The sequence below is a fragment of the Sulfurimonas sp. genome, assembly GCF_028694605.1.
In the GTDB taxonomy this organism is placed as follows: domain Bacteria; phylum Campylobacterota; class Campylobacteria; order Campylobacterales; family Sulfurimonadaceae; genus Sulfurimonas.
The window spans coordinates 1-16,663 of record NZ_JAQVKP010000001.1; the positions used below are offsets into that span (position 1 = coordinate 1).

Here is a 16,663-nt window from a genome sequence, read left to right on the forward strand (position 1 = left end):
AATCCTTACCAACATAGCCAATATCCATAAAAATCTCAAGACTTCAAAGGAATTACAACATCTTGTCGCTGTTATCGGTGCTTACACCAAAAAAGAGCTGGGTTTTATGTGCGAAAGTTGAGTAATAGTATTTCTTCTACCAAATAGATTTTTTACAAATATTAAAAATGATGATTTATTTATCTCAAGTATAGTGTCGTTTATTTTTTTATATAAACTATCAAATAAATTTTTATTTTCTTGTATCTCCTCCATGTTAAATTCATTTGACAGTTTAATGATTTTAATTTTATTTAGTTTGTAAAATTCTACTCTTTCTGATATCTCAGAGTCTATAGATATATTTCTATAATCATTTATATCATTATCAAATTTTTCATAAAATATACTACTCTTATAATTTTCAATTTGTAATAGCTTTGCGTATTCATCCTTTGCAAATTGTTTAAACTTAGCTATTTGATTTATTTTGCCAGATATATCTTGTTCAAAAACTTTTATACCATCCTCTAGCTTTTCTATACTTTGTTTAGTATCTTCAATTTTTTGTTTTAAAAGATTATACGATTTTAATGAATTATCAATATCTTCACTAAGATTAGAAATTTCATTAACCAATTCGTTGATACGATTATTGTCATGAATACTGGTATCGGCTTTTATTTTTGATATAGTTTCTTGAAGTCTATTTAGTGATTGATTCTTTTTATTATCATTTCCCCAAATAAAATATAGCCAACTATATTCTTGAAACTCTTTTGCAAAAGCATCACACACATTATCTACAGCTTTATTGCTGGTACTTGTTATTAGCATTAGATTATCAAAATCTTTATTATCAATAATTGCCAATGCTCTTTTAACAATCCTATTTGCTATGATTGACAGAAGAAGTGTTGTTTTTCCTGTTCCCGGTGCTCCTTGAACTGCTACAAGATTCTCTTCTCTTTCAATCTTTTGCATAACTTTTGCTTGTCCAAGTGCAAGTGGATGTTCTCCAAAAGAGCCTTTGTAAAAATAGGCTATATCTTCATTTTCATAGATTAATGGTTTACCAAAAAGATACTCTTGAACTAGTGTATTTTGAGACAAAATCTCTGTAGCATTATCTTTTTTATGGTTTAAATCGTTATATATTCGCACGGTATAATCTTCAGCATCAAGTTTAGATAGTATAAAATCAGGCATATTTTCTGTTTTGTGAACAACCAAATCACTACCAATATCAGATAACTTTTTTTCAATCCACTCAGATACAAAAGAAATTGCTTCTAAAAATCCTTTTGTTCTTAAGTTCGTATTTGTTAATTTAGATAAAAACTCTATTATATTTTCACCGTCAACAATATCGTTTTCATCTATTAAAAGTTCATTTACCAAAAAGCTTTTAAAAATACTAAATGTAGCTATGTCAGAAATAGCATCAATTTTTAAATTTGTTCCACTCAATTTAAAATTTTTTAATGGTATTGATAAAATAGGATAGATGTATCTTGCATTTTTATTGTTTAAAAAATCATTACTATTTGAACCTATCAGTAAAGCAGAAAAATATATACTATCATCGATTTCATCTTTTTTTAAAAATTTTTCTTTTTCTTCCGCTGGTAAAGTTAAAAAATAAAAATATTTTGACAACTCTTTAAAAGTATCATATTGTTTATTTGTTAAGCTAATTGATAAAAAATTATTTGCATCATCAATTTGACTGTAATTTACAAACTGCTCATTTTTTAAAGCTTTTCCATTTTTTTTGTCAATTCTAAGTTTATTAGATTTTTCCAAATCCATAAAAGTTAGCCAATTTTTTAAAATTTTTCTTATTTTATTTTTCATTACACTTCTTACTTTCTAAATTCTACATAAATCAAACTGCTGATTTTGCATCTTCTGATAATATGCCGTTTGTTTCTTTAGCTTTTTTCTTAGCTTTAATAGCGGCTATTTTTAGTTCATGATAAAAGATTTCTTGCTCATCTTTATCAAGAGTTCTATAATCCTCCCATATCTCAATTTCTTTTTCTGAGATATGAGAATTTATTTTATTTGAAATAGAAATCTTATTTTTTTCTATATTATCTTGCAGCATCTCACCTCTGCCAGTAAGTAGCCAATCAAAAGATATATTAAACATTTGATTAATTTTTAAAACTATTGGTATCGGAATATCTCTTTTGTTTTTACTATAGTTTATATATCCCTGTGGTGTTATTTCAAGTATTTCAGCAAAAGACTTGCCTGTCATAGCGAGGCTTGTCCGAATTTTCTCTAATCTTTCACCAATTGATGACATATTTTCTCCAAATATACATTTGTTTAATATCCACACTTAAATACTTGACATTTATTAAACAATTGTTTTATAATGCTTTATTAGTTATGTATTTCTATAGATTTCTATAGAAACTAATCTTTTATTTTAGCGAAAAATAGGTTGATGTTTGCAAAAGCATATTTGACTGCGGTTTTTGTTTTAAAGTGTTCTTATGTCTTGCTCTTTCTACATAAGAATACTTTAGAGTAAAAACTCTAAATTTTCCCGCGGGAAAAAGTTATTTGAAAATTTATTGTTGAAGTATTGAGGATGAAAGTATAAAAAAAGGAGACTTGATGATATACAAAAGCTACGGTGAAGTAATAGCGGCAGCAAGGGAAGCTTTTCGCAATGAAAAAAGAAATAAAAAACAGTATGAAGAGTTCAAAACTAAAGTGCAGCCTAAAATGATTGGTTTTATTGACGGGATGAGAGCTTTAGGGAGCTTTAACAAAGTTAGGATTAGCGCATGAAGTATAAACAGTTTCAATTCCTCGTAAGTTTAGCGGCTGACCAAGGAATCAAAACAATGGGTGAATTTAAAAAATTCGTTAAAAATTATAGTGCAAATAATATTAATTGCAACTAAAAACTAAACATCTCAACTACTTCAACAATAAATTTTTAAAAGAGGATAAAAGATGAAAATACCAGCAACATTACACAAACTAAACATCACTTTGGATGCAGAGCTTTTAAAAGAGATAGAGACATCACAAAGTCAAGACGAGCTTATCGAAAAGCTCTTAACAATCGTTGCCAATCGTCCTAAACTTCACTCAAAAGAAGATGTTATGAGATTGACAAGCATACCAAAACAGCGGTTTGAACACCTCGTGCGTGAAAATAAAATTCCTCACATCTATATCAATAACAAAATTAGACTATTTGATATTGATGAAGTGTATGAGTATCTTAACAAAAATTGCAAAGTAGGTGTAGCATGAACTGGAACTGGCAAGAAGCTCTATCTATAAAATACAGCAGAGATGAGATCTTAAAAGATTTACTAAAAGATCAATCTCTCTTATTTGAATTGGCAAAAGAAGATGTCGCAAAAATATTGCAAAAAACAAACTATAACTATATAGTCAGAAAGCTACACTACAACGAGATCTATGCTCTTGGGCTTGAAGTAACAAAAAAGCAAGTTGAGAAGATTTTAGAACGAAAAAAGGGATTTTTGTTTTGTAAAGATGCAAATTGCACTTTTGAAAACTTAACGCTTGTAAGAAAGATAGTTCAACGCATAGCAAACAACATCAAAAACCTATTTGACGAGCGATATGAAACTTGTATCAAGGAGAACTTGAAAACAAAATACATAGAAAACAATGAAGAGGGGTCTTATGATGATTATCTAACAACAATGATACTAGAAGAAGAAGCTGAAGAAATCTCAAGCAAAAGAACTAAAGAACATAACAGCTATGTAGAGTATATGCAAGAAATCATAAAAGTTGATAGTAATGGACAAACATTACTATCATTTTGCTAAGGATTAAATAATGTCAGCTATTTTCCAGTGCTTTTTAACTGCTAAATACCCAATTACAGCAGCTAACATAAAGCCAATCGGCACTACTAAAACACCTATGTTATCCATTTTTCATGTCCTCCAAAGCCCTTATATAAGTATTCAATTTTACATAAGTCACAAATATTGCTATAGATACCAACATAAATACTATAGCAAATACATATCCATAATTACTGTTCTTCTGCAAAAAATTAATTGCATAAGCACCAAATCCACCACCTATTGCAGTCAATATAACAAGTTTCTTATACAAAGCATCTACAATCTTTGCAATAAGTTCACTCTTTTCTTTATTTTCCAAAATAACTTCCAAAAGGCATAATCATGAATGAACAAAATTATAACATAAACATAGAAAAAAGCATTTTATGCTCAATTTTTTTTGAGCCACAAACATTACAAGATATTTCCAAAGTACTACATGTAGAAGATTTTTATCTTCCGCCGCATCAGCTTATCTATGATGCAATGCTTAAACTAAACAAACAAGATCTGCCTATAGATGAAGAGTTCATCAAGCGCAAGTTTCCTAAAGTAGACGATGATGCCATGTTGCAGATTTTAGCGGCTAATGCTATCTCGCAAGCAAGTCTTTTCTCATATGTTAAAGAGCTTAAAAAAGACAGTATTGCAAGGCAAATACACCTTACTTCTCTTGAGCTGCAGCAAGGGTTTGATACTAAGCTGATAGACAAGCTTAACTTACTCAAAGAAGAGCTTGAGAGTGTTGATGGATTTACTAAGCTTAAAAAAGATAGCTTCAACAATATTTTTGATAAATTTGACATCGATTTTGAAAAAGTCGAAAATGTTAAGTTTGAATATTTGATGGATAACTTTTTAGTTAAAAATGAAATTACGATGATTTCAGCTCGTCCCGGAACAGGTAAGAGTTTGCTATCTGTTGCAGTGTCAAATATGCTGCTTATTTACAAAACGATAGAGCAGGTCTTTTATATAGACGGCGACAATAGTATTTCAACACTAAAAGATAGGAACATCCATCATCTAAAAAAACAACATGGTACAAAGTTTAGATACTTTGTAGGACTTGGCAAAAGTGAACTTTGGCAAATCATAAACACTCTTAAAAAGATGGATTTGTCGGATGCGTTGATAGTTTTTGACAGTATCAAAAACTTTATCAACGGTGATAGAGATAAAAACAAAGATGTATCACCGGTGATGGAGATACTAAGAACACTTAGAAATAACGGTGCTACCGTAGTATTTCTTCATCATCAAAACAAAGCTCAAAAAGATTTTACAAGTGATTACGCAGGCTCTAGTGCATTTGAAGAGGATACATCAAATGCATTTACTCTCAAGCGAAACGATGATAAAAATGCTTTGATACTAAAACCGTTTAAAGCTAGAGCTGGCGATTTACAAGAGATAGCATTTAGCTATAACGCTCACAATCATACTCTTACAAAACTAGATATATCTTATGCAAAACAGACTAAAGAGATGGACGAGATGATAGAAGAGACGATTGAGTTTCTAAAATCATCACGCAATAAACCAATGTGGAGTGAACTATCTAAAAATCTTACGGATCTTGGGTATGACAAAGAAAAAGCAGCAAAAGTTATAAAAAATAATGAAGACAAACTTTGGAAATTCGAGAGAGGCGACAGAAATAATCAAAAACTTTACTCTCTTATAGAAACTTCTACTACTACAAAATCAAAAGTAGTAGAAACAATTTATGAAGATATTGCAAATTCTGCTCCGATAAGTCCGACAACTCCGAGAACTCTATTTTTAGGCACTTCCGAGAATTTAGAAATGGATACAAACAGCTCCGATAACTCCGATAAGTCAAAAGATACACTGTATAGTGAGAATATTGCACCGATAACTCCGAGAACCTTTAAAATAGGGATTTATGAGGGGTTAGATATAGTTTCCGACAAGTCCGAGAACTCCGAGAACCGAAATATACCACCTGCTTCTCAAAATTTCCCGCGGGAAAATATAGATACAGTGACACAATCCATTTTGGCAAATAGTTCTAATAAATTCTTTCTTGATATGAATGACACTGTTCCGATGGGCGCTTTTGAAAAGATAGAAATGCCGACGCTGTAAAAATATGAATAATAAATAGGAAGGTTCAAATGAAAAAATACATACAAACTAAAAATTTACCAACTATATTTGATTTAAGCACTGATTACTTTTGCCAAAGAATGGGAAAAGAATTCATAGAGAAGGTTCACTATTTTATTCCGCCAAACTCATCAAAAACCAAAAAAGCGGTACTTTGGGATATTGAAGCTTTAGATAATTGGATCAGAGGTAATCAAATTGATGATGAGCTTAAGTCTTTGCTAGATAGAAAATAGGTTAAAATTATGTCGTTAATTACAAATGGCACAAAATCCTTTAAAAAAGGAGCAAGAGTGCAAAACATAAAAGCCTCTATAATCAATAGAGAAAATAGAAAATATTGGTATGTAATGTACCATGTGTATTTTGAAAACGGCACTGTTAAAAAAGTTGAAGAGAGTTCTAAAGTTTTAAAAACAGAAAAAACTCTTAAGTATATGCAAACGAAATATCTGCCTGCATGGATTTCTAAAAAACAGAATGAATTATCTTTGCAAAAATTTGAGAGCAAGAAGTTTTCATGTTTTTTTCAAAAATATCTGATTGAGCATGATACAGATAAAGGTTTTTTAAACAGATTACCAATTTATCGCAAAGTTGTTCAATATTTTGGAGATTTTGAAGTCTCTAAAATTAATCGGCAGATGGTAAAAGACTTTTTGTTCTCTCTTGGAGATATAAAAAATGATAGCAAAAAGAAATATCTCACTTGTATCAAAGGTGTTTTAGATATTGCACTAGATAGTGAACTGATTTCTAAAAATGTAGCAAAAGATATCATATTTGCAAAAGAAGCCAAAGAAGCTATAAATCCGTTTTCGACTGATGAAATATTGCTACTCTTAAAAAATGCAGATGATATGCTTAAGAATTACCTTGGTATTGCATTTTATACAGGCATGCGGAGCGGAGAGATATTGGGACTTATGCATGGTGATATTTTATCCAATAAGATATCAGTTAAGCGTTCTATCTCAAGAGGAAACATAACTTCACCTAAAACGATAGGGAGCATAAGAGATATCCCAATGTTTGAAAGCGTCAAACCGTTTCTGAGAGAACAGATAAAACAAAGTTCTAAGTCTTTATATCTATTCAACCAAAACGGTACAAATATAGATGATATTTCTTTTTTTAGATATCGCTGGAGAGAGTTGCTAAAAGCTTGCAATATACCTTATAGAACTATCTATAACACCAGGCACACTTTTATAACTGCAATGTTGAATAGTGGTAAGTTTAAGATTATGGATATCGCTGCGATCGTAGGACATACATCACCGCAAATGATTATGACTAGATATGCAGGGTTTATTAAAGAAAATCATCTGAAAATTGATACTCATTTAGAAATCTTTAGCGACACTTTTAGCGACAGTTTAAAATTTAAGATTGATTGACAAGGCTCCAAAAGTGCCTTCTGATGGTGGATAGGGAGGGATTTGAACCCTCGGTACGGTTACCCGTACGCATCCTTAGCAGGGATGTGGTATCGGCCACTCACCCACCTATCCGTTTGGAGAATGCAATTATAGTCATATATAAATAATATAAAGCTTAATAAAAAAATTTTGTAATCTGGACTTGCTTTTTATAAATAAAAATCATAAAATGCCGATAACATAGCTCTAAAACTTTTGTATTGACTGGGAGGTGGCTACTGAAAACTTTATTGTTTTTGCTATTACCTTTTTTTCTTTTTGCTTCAAGCTATCCGGAGGTGGAGACGTTTCAGCTTGAAAAACTAGAAAATGGGTCGGACGCAACATCCAAAAACAGGGTTGTTGACTACTTTAAAACATTGGATACTCTTAAGCCTCTTCCCTTGGCGGAACGTCTTGTGAGAGTAAACTTCTATCTAAATCAGCTTCGTTCACTTCCTGATATTGTTAACTACAAGCAAAATGATTATTGGAGTACTCCAAAGGAATTTTTGATTTGTGGGTACGGGGACTGTGAAGATTTCGCTATTATCAAGTATTTTACACTTTTAAAGCTCGGATTTGAAAAGGAGAAGCTCTTTCTTACCACCTCAAAGGAGAAGTTTACAGGGCAATCTCATATGGTGCTGAGTTATTTTGAGTCCAAAGAGAAGCCGCCGCTCATACTTGACAATCTAAGTTATAAAGTTTTAGATTTGTCTCAGAGGGTGGATTTGGAGCCAAAAATATTTACAAATGAAGAGGGGAGTTACAAACTTGATGAGCACAACAACCTAAGCCGTATAGGTGATGTGCCTCCTAAATTTAAAGAGCTTCTTCAAAGAGTGGCAAAAGAGGGTTAAAGCGTTTGTAGAATTTTTTCAACGACCAAAGCAGGGGTGTCCGATTTGTAAATCGGGCGACCGACTACGATAAAATCGACATCCGCACTCTTTGCGTAAGCAACGTCTGCAACTCTTTGCTGATCTCCCGCATCCTCTCCAAAAGGGCGGATTCCCGGCGTTAGCGTCATAAAACTTTTATCTGTAACACTCTTTATAGATGCGCTCTCATAAGCAGAGCAGACAACCCCGTCAAGTCCACTCTCATAAGCATCTCTTGCAAATTGGTCGGCTTTTTGTGCTATGGCGCTTCCATATACTTCATAAAACTCATCTTCATTAAAAGAGGTAAGAGCAGTAACAGCCAAAACGATAGGGCGGTTTTCATACTTTTGTAACCTACCCATAACCTCTTGCATGGCACGTTTTCCTGCACTTGCGTGGACGTTGAACATATCTATGCCAAGTCCCATGATAGACTCCGCCGCATCTGCCATTGTGTTTGGTATGTCATAAAGTTTTAAATCCAAAAATATCTTAAAATCCGGATTTATTTTTTTGATATCTTTTAAAAACTCTTCACCGTCACGGATGTAAGAACGAAGACCGACTTTTAGCCAGACAGGGTACTCTTTTATTTTATGGATTAAATCCAGATTTTCTTCTTTTGTAGGTAAATCAAGGGCGACACAAAGCTGCATTTTTGGCTCTTTTTATTGGTATTGTAACATTTTTATAACTTGCAAATCGGGCTTAAGGTCTTGGTTTTGCTGCTTCTACATTGTAAATACGACCATCACGCTTAACAATTTTAATCCTCTCTCCAACACCAAAAGTAGTTCCAATGGAGACGACAACCACCTCTTCTTTGTTGTCAAGCATTACGGTTAACTCTTGTGCGTTTGACTTTGAAAGCTCATTACCAGCATACATTCCGATAAGTCCGCCTGCAAGTGTTGTCAAAACAGATCCTCTGCCGCCACCCATAGTAGAACCAAGCACACCACCAGTAATACCACCCAGCAAGGCACCACCACCTTCACCTTTTACAACAACTGCGCGCGCATCCGTTATGACACCAGATTGGGTGGACATAACATACCTTGTTGCCGCCGCATCAACTTCTGGAGTTCCGCTTTGCACACAACCACCCAACATTACCATGCTTACAAATGCTACTGCAACCAATGTTTTCATACCACTCCTTTTTTCTTGCAATTTTACCACCAAATATCAACACTTATTTAAATCGTTGTCAAAATTCAATGAAGAGCTTCTATTTTGCAACTCTAAATTGTGCTATGACTGCTAGATGGTCTGAATAGCCATTTCCTTTATGCTTCTTTACTTTGCCTTGAGATATTTCCCATCTGTATGGTTTGTCTTTTTTGAAGAGGTACTCTTTTTCAAAAGGTGTTATGCTTTTGTGGGTGTAGGAGATGCCGCTTTCTTTTAAGAGGGTTGGAGAGACAAGGATGTTGTCTAAAACCTCTTTTTTTCCTTTAAATATATATGTGTATCTGTTTTCTTCCTCTGTGTCGTACCAAAGGTTGTAAAAGCTCTCTTTTGCAGCCGTTGTCTCTTTGGCTTCAAATCTTTGGTGGATTGTGCCTAGTATGTGGTTGATGCCTGTGATGCCATCGGTGTCGTTTAAATTTCTTTTTCGCTTAAATTTTTCAAACTCTTCATAGTCTGAGTTGAAGTCTCCCAGTACAATCATGTTTTTATCAAAACCTATCTCTTTTGCTCTTTTTATAAGCGCTTTTGCGGAGATGATGCGCTCGCTCTCTGCTCCTGATTTTGATTTCCAGTGGTTGATAAAGATGTAGAGTTCTTTGCCCTCTATCCTAAATTTGATCTCAAGAATGTTTCTGTGTTCCAGTGTTCTTGTGACAGCCAACTCTTGTGCGTAAACAAATGGGAGTTTGCTCAAAATAGCTACTTTGACAGTTGTGTTTTTTTTGTCTGCGATGGCGTAATGTTCATAGTAAAGTCCGCTCTGCTTGAGTGCAAAGCGCAAATCAAGGAGAGCTTGGAGCGACTCTACCTCTTGGAGTGCGATGATATCGGCGTTGATATCTTTGATGACTTGCGTGATATTTTTGAGTTTTATCTTGTAGGTTTGCTGATTCCACTCTGATGTGCCGTTTGGTACGTACTCATCATATTCATTACCGCTTTTTTCCAAATCAAAGAGATTTTCTACATTGTAGGTTGCTATTTTCAAGGTGGTTTCTCCAAAAAGTTGTGCCAAAAAAAGGAGTGTTAATAGTAAAAACTTTATCATAGGATTCCATTTAGTTGAAGTAGAGCGTCCGGATTTGGCTCTCTACCCATAAGCTCTTGAAAAAATGCATCCATGCTCTTTGCTCCGCCGCCCCTTAAAACCGTATCAAGGTATCTTTGGGCTGTCGTTGAGCCAAATATGCCCTCGTTTACCACACCAAAAAAAGCATCGGCACTTAGCACTTCCGCCCATTTGTAGCTGTAGTATCCCGCTGCATATCCGCCTGCAAAGATGTGTGAAAAGCCATGTTGAAACTTGTTGTACGCCGGTGGTTTTATAAGCGCACTCTCTTCTCTGATGGAGTTAAGAAGCGTTTGGATTTCGCTTGCCTGATGAAGTTTTGTATGAAGTTGAAAATCAAAGAGCGAAAATTCAAGCTGTCTTAGCATCGACATGGCAGAGAGAAAATTTTTGCTTCGTACGAGTTTTTCTATCATCTCTTGTGGCAGGATTTCGCCTGTTTTATAGTGTTTTGCAAAGAGTTGGAGTACTTTTGGCTCATAGGCAAAGTTTTCCAAAAACTGGGACGGAAACTCCACCGCATCCCACTCTACGCCATTTACACCGCTTACGCTGTTCTCATCGACATGGCTTAGCATGTGGTGCAGAGCGTGTCCCATCTCATGAAAGAGGGTTACCACATCATCATGGCGTAAAAGGGACGGGCTTTTGCCCTTGGATGGCGGGAAGTTGCACACTATGACGGCAGATGCCAACTGCTCTTTGCCTTTTTCGTCAAGGTGGTGCGACTGGAAGTTGTTCATCCATGCACCCCCTTGTTTGCCTTTTCTTGCTTCTAGGTCGAGGTAGAGTCTCGCCTTTAGAGCGTTATCGACAAAAACATCATAAGAGAGTGCTTTTTTATCCCATAACGCCTCCTCTTTTTTTTCAAATCTGATGCCAAAGAGCCTCTTTAAAAAGGTAAACATCCCCTCTAAAACACTTTTTTGTTCAAAGTATGGTCGGTACTCTTCCTCATCTATATCGTATTTTGCTTTTTTGAGTATCTCGCTGTAATAGGCGGTGTCAAAACTTTGCAGCTCTCTTTGTGCAATCTCTTGGAGTTCTTGAAGCTCTCTTTTTGCTTGGTTTTGGGAGTTTGTCATCAACTTTTCTAAGAAAGAGAGAACGCTTTGTTCATCTTTTGCCATTTTGCTCGCAATAGAGTATGCGGCATAGCTCTCAAATCCCAAAAGGCGGCTCATCTCGTCTCTTAAACTTAGTATCTCGTCTATGATAGCCTCATTTTGCGGCGCTCTGGTGACATAGGCACGGTAGAGTTCTTCTCGAATCTGCTCATTTTTGCCATAGGTCATGTATGCCAGGTATGAAGGCATTTGGAGTGTGAATTTGTACTTTGTGATTCCGTCTTCTTTGAACTTTGCGCTCTGTAAATCGCTTGGCGGTATGCCCTCTACATCTTTTTCGTCGGTGATGATGTATTTGTAGTCGTTGGTTGCGTTGAGCAGATTTTGGCTAAAGTCGTTGGAGAGACTGCTTTTTTTTATGTTAATCTCTTGAAGCCTCTCTTTTGTTTTTTCATCCAGATGTGCGCCGCTAAGCTCAAAGCCCAAGATACTCAGCTCCAAAACTCTTCTTTGCTCTTGGTTTAGATGCTCATGTGCCAAAATCTTCTTGTATGCCTTGTATATCTCTATGTTTTGTGAGAGTTTGGTAGAGTACTCGGTAATGATAGGAAGTGCTTTTGCATAGACTTTTTGCGTCTTTGCGCTGTTGTTGACAGAGTTGAGATGCGAAAGTTTGACAAAAAACTGCTCTAAATGTTCGTCCATCAGCTCTAGTGGTTTGACAAAGTTTGCAAAGGTTTTCTCTTTTGTTTTTAAAAGTTTGCTTACTTTTTTGTTGTTTTTCTCAATTCTCTCGTTTAGTTCCTCTATAAAGCTATCTAAATCAATACTTAAATCTAAAAATTTACTCATTATTCATCCTCTTTGTCTCGTTTTTGTTTTGTGGCATTGAATTTTTTTATCAAAATATCATCATAGCTGTCCGCATACTTAAAAAGCCTCTCAAGTGCAATTTTACCCTCTTTAAGTGTCAATGACGAATCCGGGATAAGGTAGGAGAGGTAGATAAAATTTTCATTGATGGAGAAGTGCAGATATGAGAACTTTTGGTTTTCGTCAAGCAGATAGTCATAGAGTTTTTCTATGTTCTCCTGCGGGATAACGCAAAGTTTGGAGTCCGCTATGATAATGCCGTTGTCATAGTAGTTTATCTCAATGCGTGCGGTGTTATAGTCCACTCTCCATGAAGCCTGCGAGCGTCTGGCAAGTGTGACGTTGACATCAAGCAAAGCCAAAATCTCTTCAAGCAGTTTCGTACTTCCCGTGGGTTTATACCCTTTTCTTCTGAGTTTTGCGACTTCAAGTTTTATGCCGCATCTTGGGCAGTAGTCCTCTTTTATCTCTATTTCATCGATAAGATTTTTGCATGAAGGACATTTGAGAACATTTTTGATGTTGAAATTTTTGTAGCTCTTAAGAGCCTCGTCCACGTAAAAGTATGGAAGCGCAAAACCTAAGTTGTTGGAGTCTTGGATGATAAATGTGTTCACGCCTACCACCTCACCGTCTATACTCAACAGAGGTCCGCCGCTGTTTCCGGGGTTGATGGCGGCGTCAAGCTGTACATACTCAAGCTCTCCGTAAATCCTTGAAGCTTTGGAGACGATGCCCTCGGTAGCACTGTAGTTTAGCCCGTATGGGTGTCCGATAGCGATAACGGTATCGCCGTTTTGAATCGTTTTTTGCGAGAGTTGCAGTGGATTTTGCGGTGTCTCAAACGAAGATGTTATAAATGCAAGGTCAAAATATGCATCGTCATAAACCACCTCCGCAATAGAGCGTTTTATAGTTTTTGAGCTGATAACAACCTCTTTGAGACCTGCGACGACATGGGAGTTTGTGACGATTAAATCACCCAAGATAAACCCTGTACCGCTTCCATACGGGGTCATGATTTGGATAATGTTTTCGATATAGCGTTCAAGTACGATTTGTGTATTCACGGCTAAATATCCTCGTAGTTGAGATTTTTGAGTTGGAGATAAAAGCTGTTGTTAAACTCGCTCAGTGAGGTGAAATTGAGTTTGTCTCCAAAGGGTTTGAGCATTTTAAAGCGGCTTTGATAAGGGGTGATAATGCTCTCAATCTTAGAGATGATAGCTTTTTTTGCAAAGGTTGCATTTTGTGCGTCATAGAGCGTAGTGTAGCCCAGAGCTTTAAAAAAAGCGGGATTTTGAACCTCTACAAGAGTGTGCAGCAGCTCCCTTGTAACGGGATGCAGTCCGTAGTTGTAGAGCAGATACATAGCGACATATTTGTACATGGTCGGGATGATTTGGTTGTAGCGGTTGCTTTTGTACCACCGCACTTTTGCAAGGGACTCTGTTATAAAAATATCTATCTCTTCATGAGAGGCTTTTTCTGTCGGGTTGAAGGTGTATTTGGCATTGTAAAAATTTGTCTTAAACTTATCAAAACTCATCTCTTGAAGTTCGGCGATGTACTCTCTTAGCTCGTCGTTTTTTGCCTCTACCGTTAGGTTCTCATCGCTAAAATAGTCTTGGATTTTTTTGGTTGATTTTTTAAAGATAGAAAATTTCGGCACCAAAAGATAATCAATTTTAAAAAGAAGATAGAGTAGCAAAAATGATTGCATCCCCGCATTGTCGTTTGATGGAAGCGATGAGATTTTGGCATTTACCTCATCTATCCACTCGTGCATAAAACGGTACTTCAAGGAGAGTTCCTCTTCATCCAAAGAAGAAATATGGGCGATATCCTCAAGAGCAATATCCGCAAACTCGCTTTTGACATACTCTTTGTCATAGTCGGCGTTGAGTGCAATCTCTCTAAGAGGAAAAAAGAGTTTTTGCGGACTCATGGTGATGTTGTCCATTGAGAGTTTAAGCTTGATATGCTCTTCATCGCTAAAGTAGTAGCAGTAGGTAAACTGGTAGTTCCTCTCCAAAATAAGGCGTTTAAGTGCGACATTTGCAGAGCTTTTTTTAACAAGAATCGCTTCTGCATGAAGATTTTCTTTGGTTATCGTACCTTTGATTTTCGCACTGCCTTGGTAGAGTTTAAAGTGGAGTTTTTCATCCTCTTTTTGAATGATGATGTTCTCATTTGCATACCCGTTTGAGTAGTTCTGAAGTGATTGTAGGAAGTACTCGTATGCAGCGAGGATTTTTTTGGACTCAAACGCCTCATACGATTTGTTGAAAAGCTCCTCTTCGTCTTCTGCAAGATTTGCATTTGTGCCTCGTCCAAAAGCGTGTTTTAACTCTGTTTTTATCTCAAAAAAATCTAACCAGCCCATGTTCCCTCTTATAAAAAATAGTATTATAACCGACCTTTGTTACAAAGGGTTTGGTACAAGACCTCTTTTTTGATAAGTTTGAAAATAGAATATTTTTTTAAGATTAGAAATTGTAATATTGAAACATTGTTGTTTTAGATGAATATTATTTTATCAAAGCGGAGGGTAGGTATATGCAAAGCTTGTATCAAGAAAAAAAAGCAAGAAGCTTCTACTTTTTTCTGCTTATTACTGCCGTGCCTATCATCGGTGTCATAATCATCTTCTCTTTTATGCATATCCATATCAGAAACAATATAGAGTTTGTATCGCATGAATTAAGAGGTCTTGAGATAGTATCTCAGATACAAAAAAGTGTTTTAGATATACAAAAAATGAGAGGTCTGGTCTGTATAGACTGTCCAAGCAAAGAGACGCTAGGGAAGATAGAGACGCTTCAAGACGTTATCGTAAAGGATATGGAAGCCTTGCAAGTTGCCACTATCGCATTAAATGGGGATACACCTCTAAAAAAAGAACTTTTGGCGTTTGTATATTTTGTAAATACAAGCAAGTTTGAGTATCTCAACTTTGAAGAATTTACTGATATAGTAGATAGTTTTATGTCATTTTCAAATTATATCTCCTATCACTGCAAGCTTATACTGGAGCCTGATTTGAACAGATATCTTTTAGTGGAAAATATTGTCTCTCTGTTTCCTTCGCTAATCGAGTATAACGGACAAATCAGAGCAGTTGCGTCAAGCACAAAAAAGGGCAGCATCGCTTCTGTACAAAAGCAGCATATATCTATACAGTTAAGCAAGATTCAAGATAAGATGCAAAAGATAGAGTTTAACCTCTACATACTGCAAAAAACACTCAACAGTCCCGAGTTGGAAACGACCTATAAAAATATGAAAAAGGCTCAGAAAAACATAGAGGAATTTGCAAAAAATGAGTTGCTGGCAGCCGATGGGGTATCTGTTGAACCAAACGGGATATATGTGCAGATGACTCAAAATGTGGATTTTATAGTAGCTTTGTACGATATGAACCGTAAGATTTTGAAAAGTGATTTGGATAAAGAACTAAAAGAAAACAGCCTATATCTTTTTTATATATCTTCATTCGGGCTTATTTGTGTTGTGTTTGTCATTTTTATAAATAGAAAATTTTATTTGAAAAATAAAAAATATATAGATAAAATAGAGGAGCTGACCGTAACAGACGCTATGACGGCGTTATACAACAGAAGGCATTTTGATGAGGTGTTTGAAAAGAGCTTAAAAATCCAACAGCGGACAGGGCAGACACTTATTTTTATCATTTTTGACATTGACTTTTTTAAACAGTACAATGACACTTACGGGCACCAAGCGGGCGATGTTGCTATAAAGGCAGTCGCACAAAGTGCAAAAGAATCCCTCAGACGAGCGGGCGATATGGCTTTTAGGCTTGGGGGAGAGGAGTTTGGCATCTTGTGTGTGGGCATGAGCGAATCAGAAGCACTCTTGTTTGCAAACAATATAAGAGAAAAGATAGAAAGCAAAAAAATTGAACACAAGAGTAGTTATGTTAGCCGCTACTTGACCGTCTCAATGGGTGTTATAGTTGTTGAATCCGGGATGGTGAGTAGCACAAGCGAGATATACAAACATGCTGATGATGCTCTTTATTTGGCAAAAGAGAGTGGACGTAACCAAGCTGTGTTTCATGATGCAAAAGCTTTTTAGAAATTGTCTAAAATCTGTCATTTTGTTCGTTTTGTAAAGAAGTTTTTCAATTTTTATGATACTGTATAAAATTTATACAGTA

The 16,663-nt window shown here is 35.5% G+C and carries 17 protein-coding genes and 1 tRNA gene; 8 read left to right on the top strand and 10 right to left on the bottom strand.

The window, feature by feature from the left end; translation table 11 throughout:
* Positions 1-81: 81 nt before the first annotated feature.
* Both PHY84_RS00005 and PHY84_RS00010 read right to left on the bottom strand, forming a co-directional pair.
* Positions 82-1,836 (bottom strand): AAA domain-containing protein, encoded by a 1,755-nt coding sequence (locus PHY84_RS00005; protein WP_299856392.1) that lies wholly within the window; start codon positions 1,834-1,836, stop codon positions 82-84.
* A 31-nt stretch (positions 1,837-1,867) separates the two neighbouring features.
* Positions 1,868-2,293, bottom strand: a complete 426-nt coding sequence (locus tag PHY84_RS00010) for a helix-turn-helix transcriptional regulator (protein WP_299856394.1) — start codon at positions 2,291-2,293, stop codon at positions 1,868-1,870.
* Between the two features lie 317 nt (positions 2,294-2,610).
* Between PHY84_RS00010 and PHY84_RS00015 the strand changes: the two genes are divergently transcribed.
* The 3 genes from PHY84_RS00015 (at position 2,611) to PHY84_RS00025 (ending at position 3,812) form a co-directional block, all read left to right on the top strand.
* Positions 2,611-2,787 (top strand): hypothetical protein, encoded by a 177-nt coding sequence (locus PHY84_RS00015; protein ID WP_299856396.1) that lies wholly within the window; start codon positions 2,611-2,613, stop codon positions 2,785-2,787.
* 168 nt (positions 2,788-2,955) lie between these two features.
* Positions 2,956-3,261: a hypothetical protein gene (locus tag PHY84_RS00020; protein WP_299856398.1), complete on the top strand. Its 306-nt coding sequence runs from the start codon at positions 2,956-2,958 to the stop codon at positions 3,259-3,261.
* Complete coding sequence (locus tag PHY84_RS00025; RefSeq protein ID WP_299856400.1) at positions 3,258-3,812, top strand: hypothetical protein; 555 nt, start codon at positions 3,258-3,260, stop codon at positions 3,810-3,812. Before PHY84_RS00020 ends, PHY84_RS00025 begins: the two co-directional genes overlap by 4 nt.
* A gap of 100 nt (positions 3,813-3,912) precedes the next feature.
* Here the strand turns inward: PHY84_RS00025 and PHY84_RS00030 are convergent, their stop codons facing one another.
* Entirely contained in the window at positions 3,913-4,155 is a 243-nt protein-coding gene (locus PHY84_RS00030) for a hypothetical protein (protein WP_299856402.1), read from the bottom strand.
* 23 nt (positions 4,156-4,178) lie between these two features.
* Here PHY84_RS00030 and PHY84_RS00035 point away from each other — a divergent pair, with 23 nt between their 5' ends.
* Genes PHY84_RS00035 through PHY84_RS00045 form a run of 3 tightly spaced genes read left to right on the top strand, consistent with a single transcriptional unit; the run spans position 4,179 to position 7,369 of the window.
* A complete protein-coding gene (locus PHY84_RS00035; protein WP_299856404.1) occupies positions 4,179-5,948 on the top strand; it encodes a DnaB-like helicase N-terminal domain-containing protein in 1,770 nt (589 codons plus the stop codon).
* 29 nt (positions 5,949-5,977) lie between these two features.
* Positions 5,978-6,205: a hypothetical protein gene (locus PHY84_RS00040; RefSeq protein WP_299856406.1), complete on the top strand. Its 228-nt coding sequence runs from the start codon at positions 5,978-5,980 to the stop codon at positions 6,203-6,205.
* Between the two features lie 9 nt (positions 6,206-6,214).
* Complete coding sequence (locus PHY84_RS00045; protein ID WP_299856408.1) at positions 6,215-7,369, top strand: site-specific integrase; 1,155 nt, start codon at positions 6,215-6,217, stop codon at positions 7,367-7,369.
* A gap of 24 nt (positions 7,370-7,393) precedes the next feature.
* On the opposite strand, the gene PHY84_RS00050 is transcribed toward PHY84_RS00045, so the two are convergent.
* Positions 7,394-7,483, bottom strand: a tRNA-Ser gene (locus PHY84_RS00050).
* A gap of 206 nt (positions 7,484-7,689) precedes the next feature.
* Between PHY84_RS00050 and PHY84_RS00055 the strand changes: the two genes are divergently transcribed.
* Positions 7,690-8,253 carry a transglutaminase-like cysteine peptidase gene (locus PHY84_RS00055; RefSeq protein ID WP_299856410.1) on the top strand — a complete coding sequence of 188 codons (564 nt, stop codon included), beginning with the start codon at positions 7,690-7,692 and terminating at the stop codon, positions 8,251-8,253.
* On the opposite strand, the gene pyrF is transcribed toward PHY84_RS00055, so the two are convergent.
* From pyrF to PHY84_RS00085, 6 genes are all read right to left on the bottom strand, one after another.
* The gene (gene pyrF, locus PHY84_RS00060) at positions 8,250-8,933 is read right to left on the bottom strand and encodes an orotidine-5'-phosphate decarboxylase (RefSeq protein WP_299856412.1); all 684 of its coding nucleotides are present in this window, start codon (positions 8,931-8,933) and stop codon (positions 8,250-8,252) included. The two genes, PHY84_RS00055 and pyrF, sit on opposite strands and share 4 nt — an antisense overlap.
* 52 nt (positions 8,934-8,985) lie before the next feature.
* Complete coding sequence (locus tag PHY84_RS00065; protein WP_299856414.1) at positions 8,986-9,429, bottom strand: glycine zipper 2TM domain-containing protein; 444 nt, start codon at positions 9,427-9,429, stop codon at positions 8,986-8,988.
* A gap of 79 nt (positions 9,430-9,508) precedes the next feature.
* Positions 9,509-10,519 (bottom strand): endonuclease/exonuclease/phosphatase family protein, encoded by a 1,011-nt coding sequence (locus PHY84_RS00070; protein WP_299856416.1) that lies wholly within the window; start codon positions 10,517-10,519, stop codon positions 9,509-9,511.
* Complete coding sequence (locus PHY84_RS00075; RefSeq protein WP_299856418.1) at positions 10,516-12,459, bottom strand: M3 family metallopeptidase; 1,944 nt, start codon at positions 12,457-12,459, stop codon at positions 10,516-10,518. The genes PHY84_RS00070 and PHY84_RS00075 overlap by 4 nt, the downstream gene beginning before the upstream one ends.
* Positions 12,459-13,550 carry a trypsin-like peptidase domain-containing protein gene (locus PHY84_RS00080; RefSeq protein ID WP_299856421.1) on the bottom strand — a complete coding sequence of 364 codons (1,092 nt, stop codon included), beginning with the start codon at positions 13,548-13,550 and terminating at the stop codon, positions 12,459-12,461. The genes PHY84_RS00075 and PHY84_RS00080 overlap by 1 nt, the downstream gene beginning before the upstream one ends.
* A gap of 2 nt (positions 13,551-13,552) precedes the next feature.
* Positions 13,553-14,866 carry a hypothetical protein gene (locus PHY84_RS00085; protein ID WP_299856423.1) on the bottom strand — a complete coding sequence of 438 codons (1,314 nt, stop codon included), beginning with the start codon at positions 14,864-14,866 and terminating at the stop codon, positions 13,553-13,555.
* A gap of 173 nt (positions 14,867-15,039) precedes the next feature.
* On the opposite strand from PHY84_RS00085, the gene PHY84_RS00090 reads away from it, so the two are divergent.
* Positions 15,040-16,581 carry a GGDEF domain-containing protein gene (locus PHY84_RS00090; RefSeq protein ID WP_299856425.1) on the top strand — a complete coding sequence of 514 codons (1,542 nt, stop codon included), beginning with the start codon at positions 15,040-15,042 and terminating at the stop codon, positions 16,579-16,581.
* The last annotated feature ends 82 nt before the right edge of the window (positions 16,582-16,663 follow it).

Coding starts and splice junctions, on each gene's coding strand:
- PHY84_RS00005 (WP_299856392.1), bottom strand. CDS start 1,836: ATGAAAAATAAAATAAGAAAAATTTTAAAAAATTGGCTAACTTTTATG.
- PHY84_RS00010 (WP_299856394.1), bottom strand. CDS start 2,293: ATGTCATCAATTGGTGAAAGATTAGAGAAAATTCGGACAAGCCTCGCT.
- PHY84_RS00015 (WP_299856396.1), top strand. CDS start 2,611: ATGATATACAAAAGCTACGGTGAAGTAATAGCGGCAGCAAGGGAAGCT.
- PHY84_RS00020 (WP_299856398.1), top strand. CDS start 2,956: ATGAAAATACCAGCAACATTACACAAACTAAACATCACTTTGGATGCA.
- PHY84_RS00025 (WP_299856400.1), top strand. CDS start 3,258: ATGAACTGGAACTGGCAAGAAGCTCTATCTATAAAATACAGCAGAGAT.
- PHY84_RS00035 (WP_299856404.1), top strand. CDS start 4,179: ATGAATGAACAAAATTATAACATAAACATAGAAAAAAGCATTTTATGC.
- PHY84_RS00040 (WP_299856406.1), top strand. CDS start 5,978: ATGAAAAAATACATACAAACTAAAAATTTACCAACTATATTTGATTTA.
- PHY84_RS00045 (WP_299856408.1), top strand. CDS start 6,215: ATGTCGTTAATTACAAATGGCACAAAATCCTTTAAAAAAGGAGCAAGA.
- pyrF (WP_299856412.1), bottom strand. CDS start 8,933: ATGCAGCTTTGTGTCGCCCTTGATTTACCTACAAAAGAAGAAAATCTG.
- PHY84_RS00065 (WP_299856414.1), bottom strand. CDS start 9,429: ATGAAAACATTGGTTGCAGTAGCATTTGTAAGCATGGTAATGTTGGGT.
- PHY84_RS00070 (WP_299856416.1), bottom strand. CDS start 10,519: ATGATAAAGTTTTTACTATTAACACTCCTTTTTTTGGCACAACTTTTT.
- PHY84_RS00075 (WP_299856418.1), bottom strand. CDS start 12,459: ATGAGTAAATTTTTAGATTTAAGTATTGATTTAGATAGCTTTATAGAG.
- PHY84_RS00085 (WP_299856423.1), bottom strand. CDS start 14,866: ATGGGCTGGTTAGATTTTTTTGAGATAAAAACAGAGTTAAAACACGCT.
- PHY84_RS00090 (WP_299856425.1), top strand. CDS start 15,040: ATGCAAAGCTTGTATCAAGAAAAAAAAGCAAGAAGCTTCTACTTTTTT.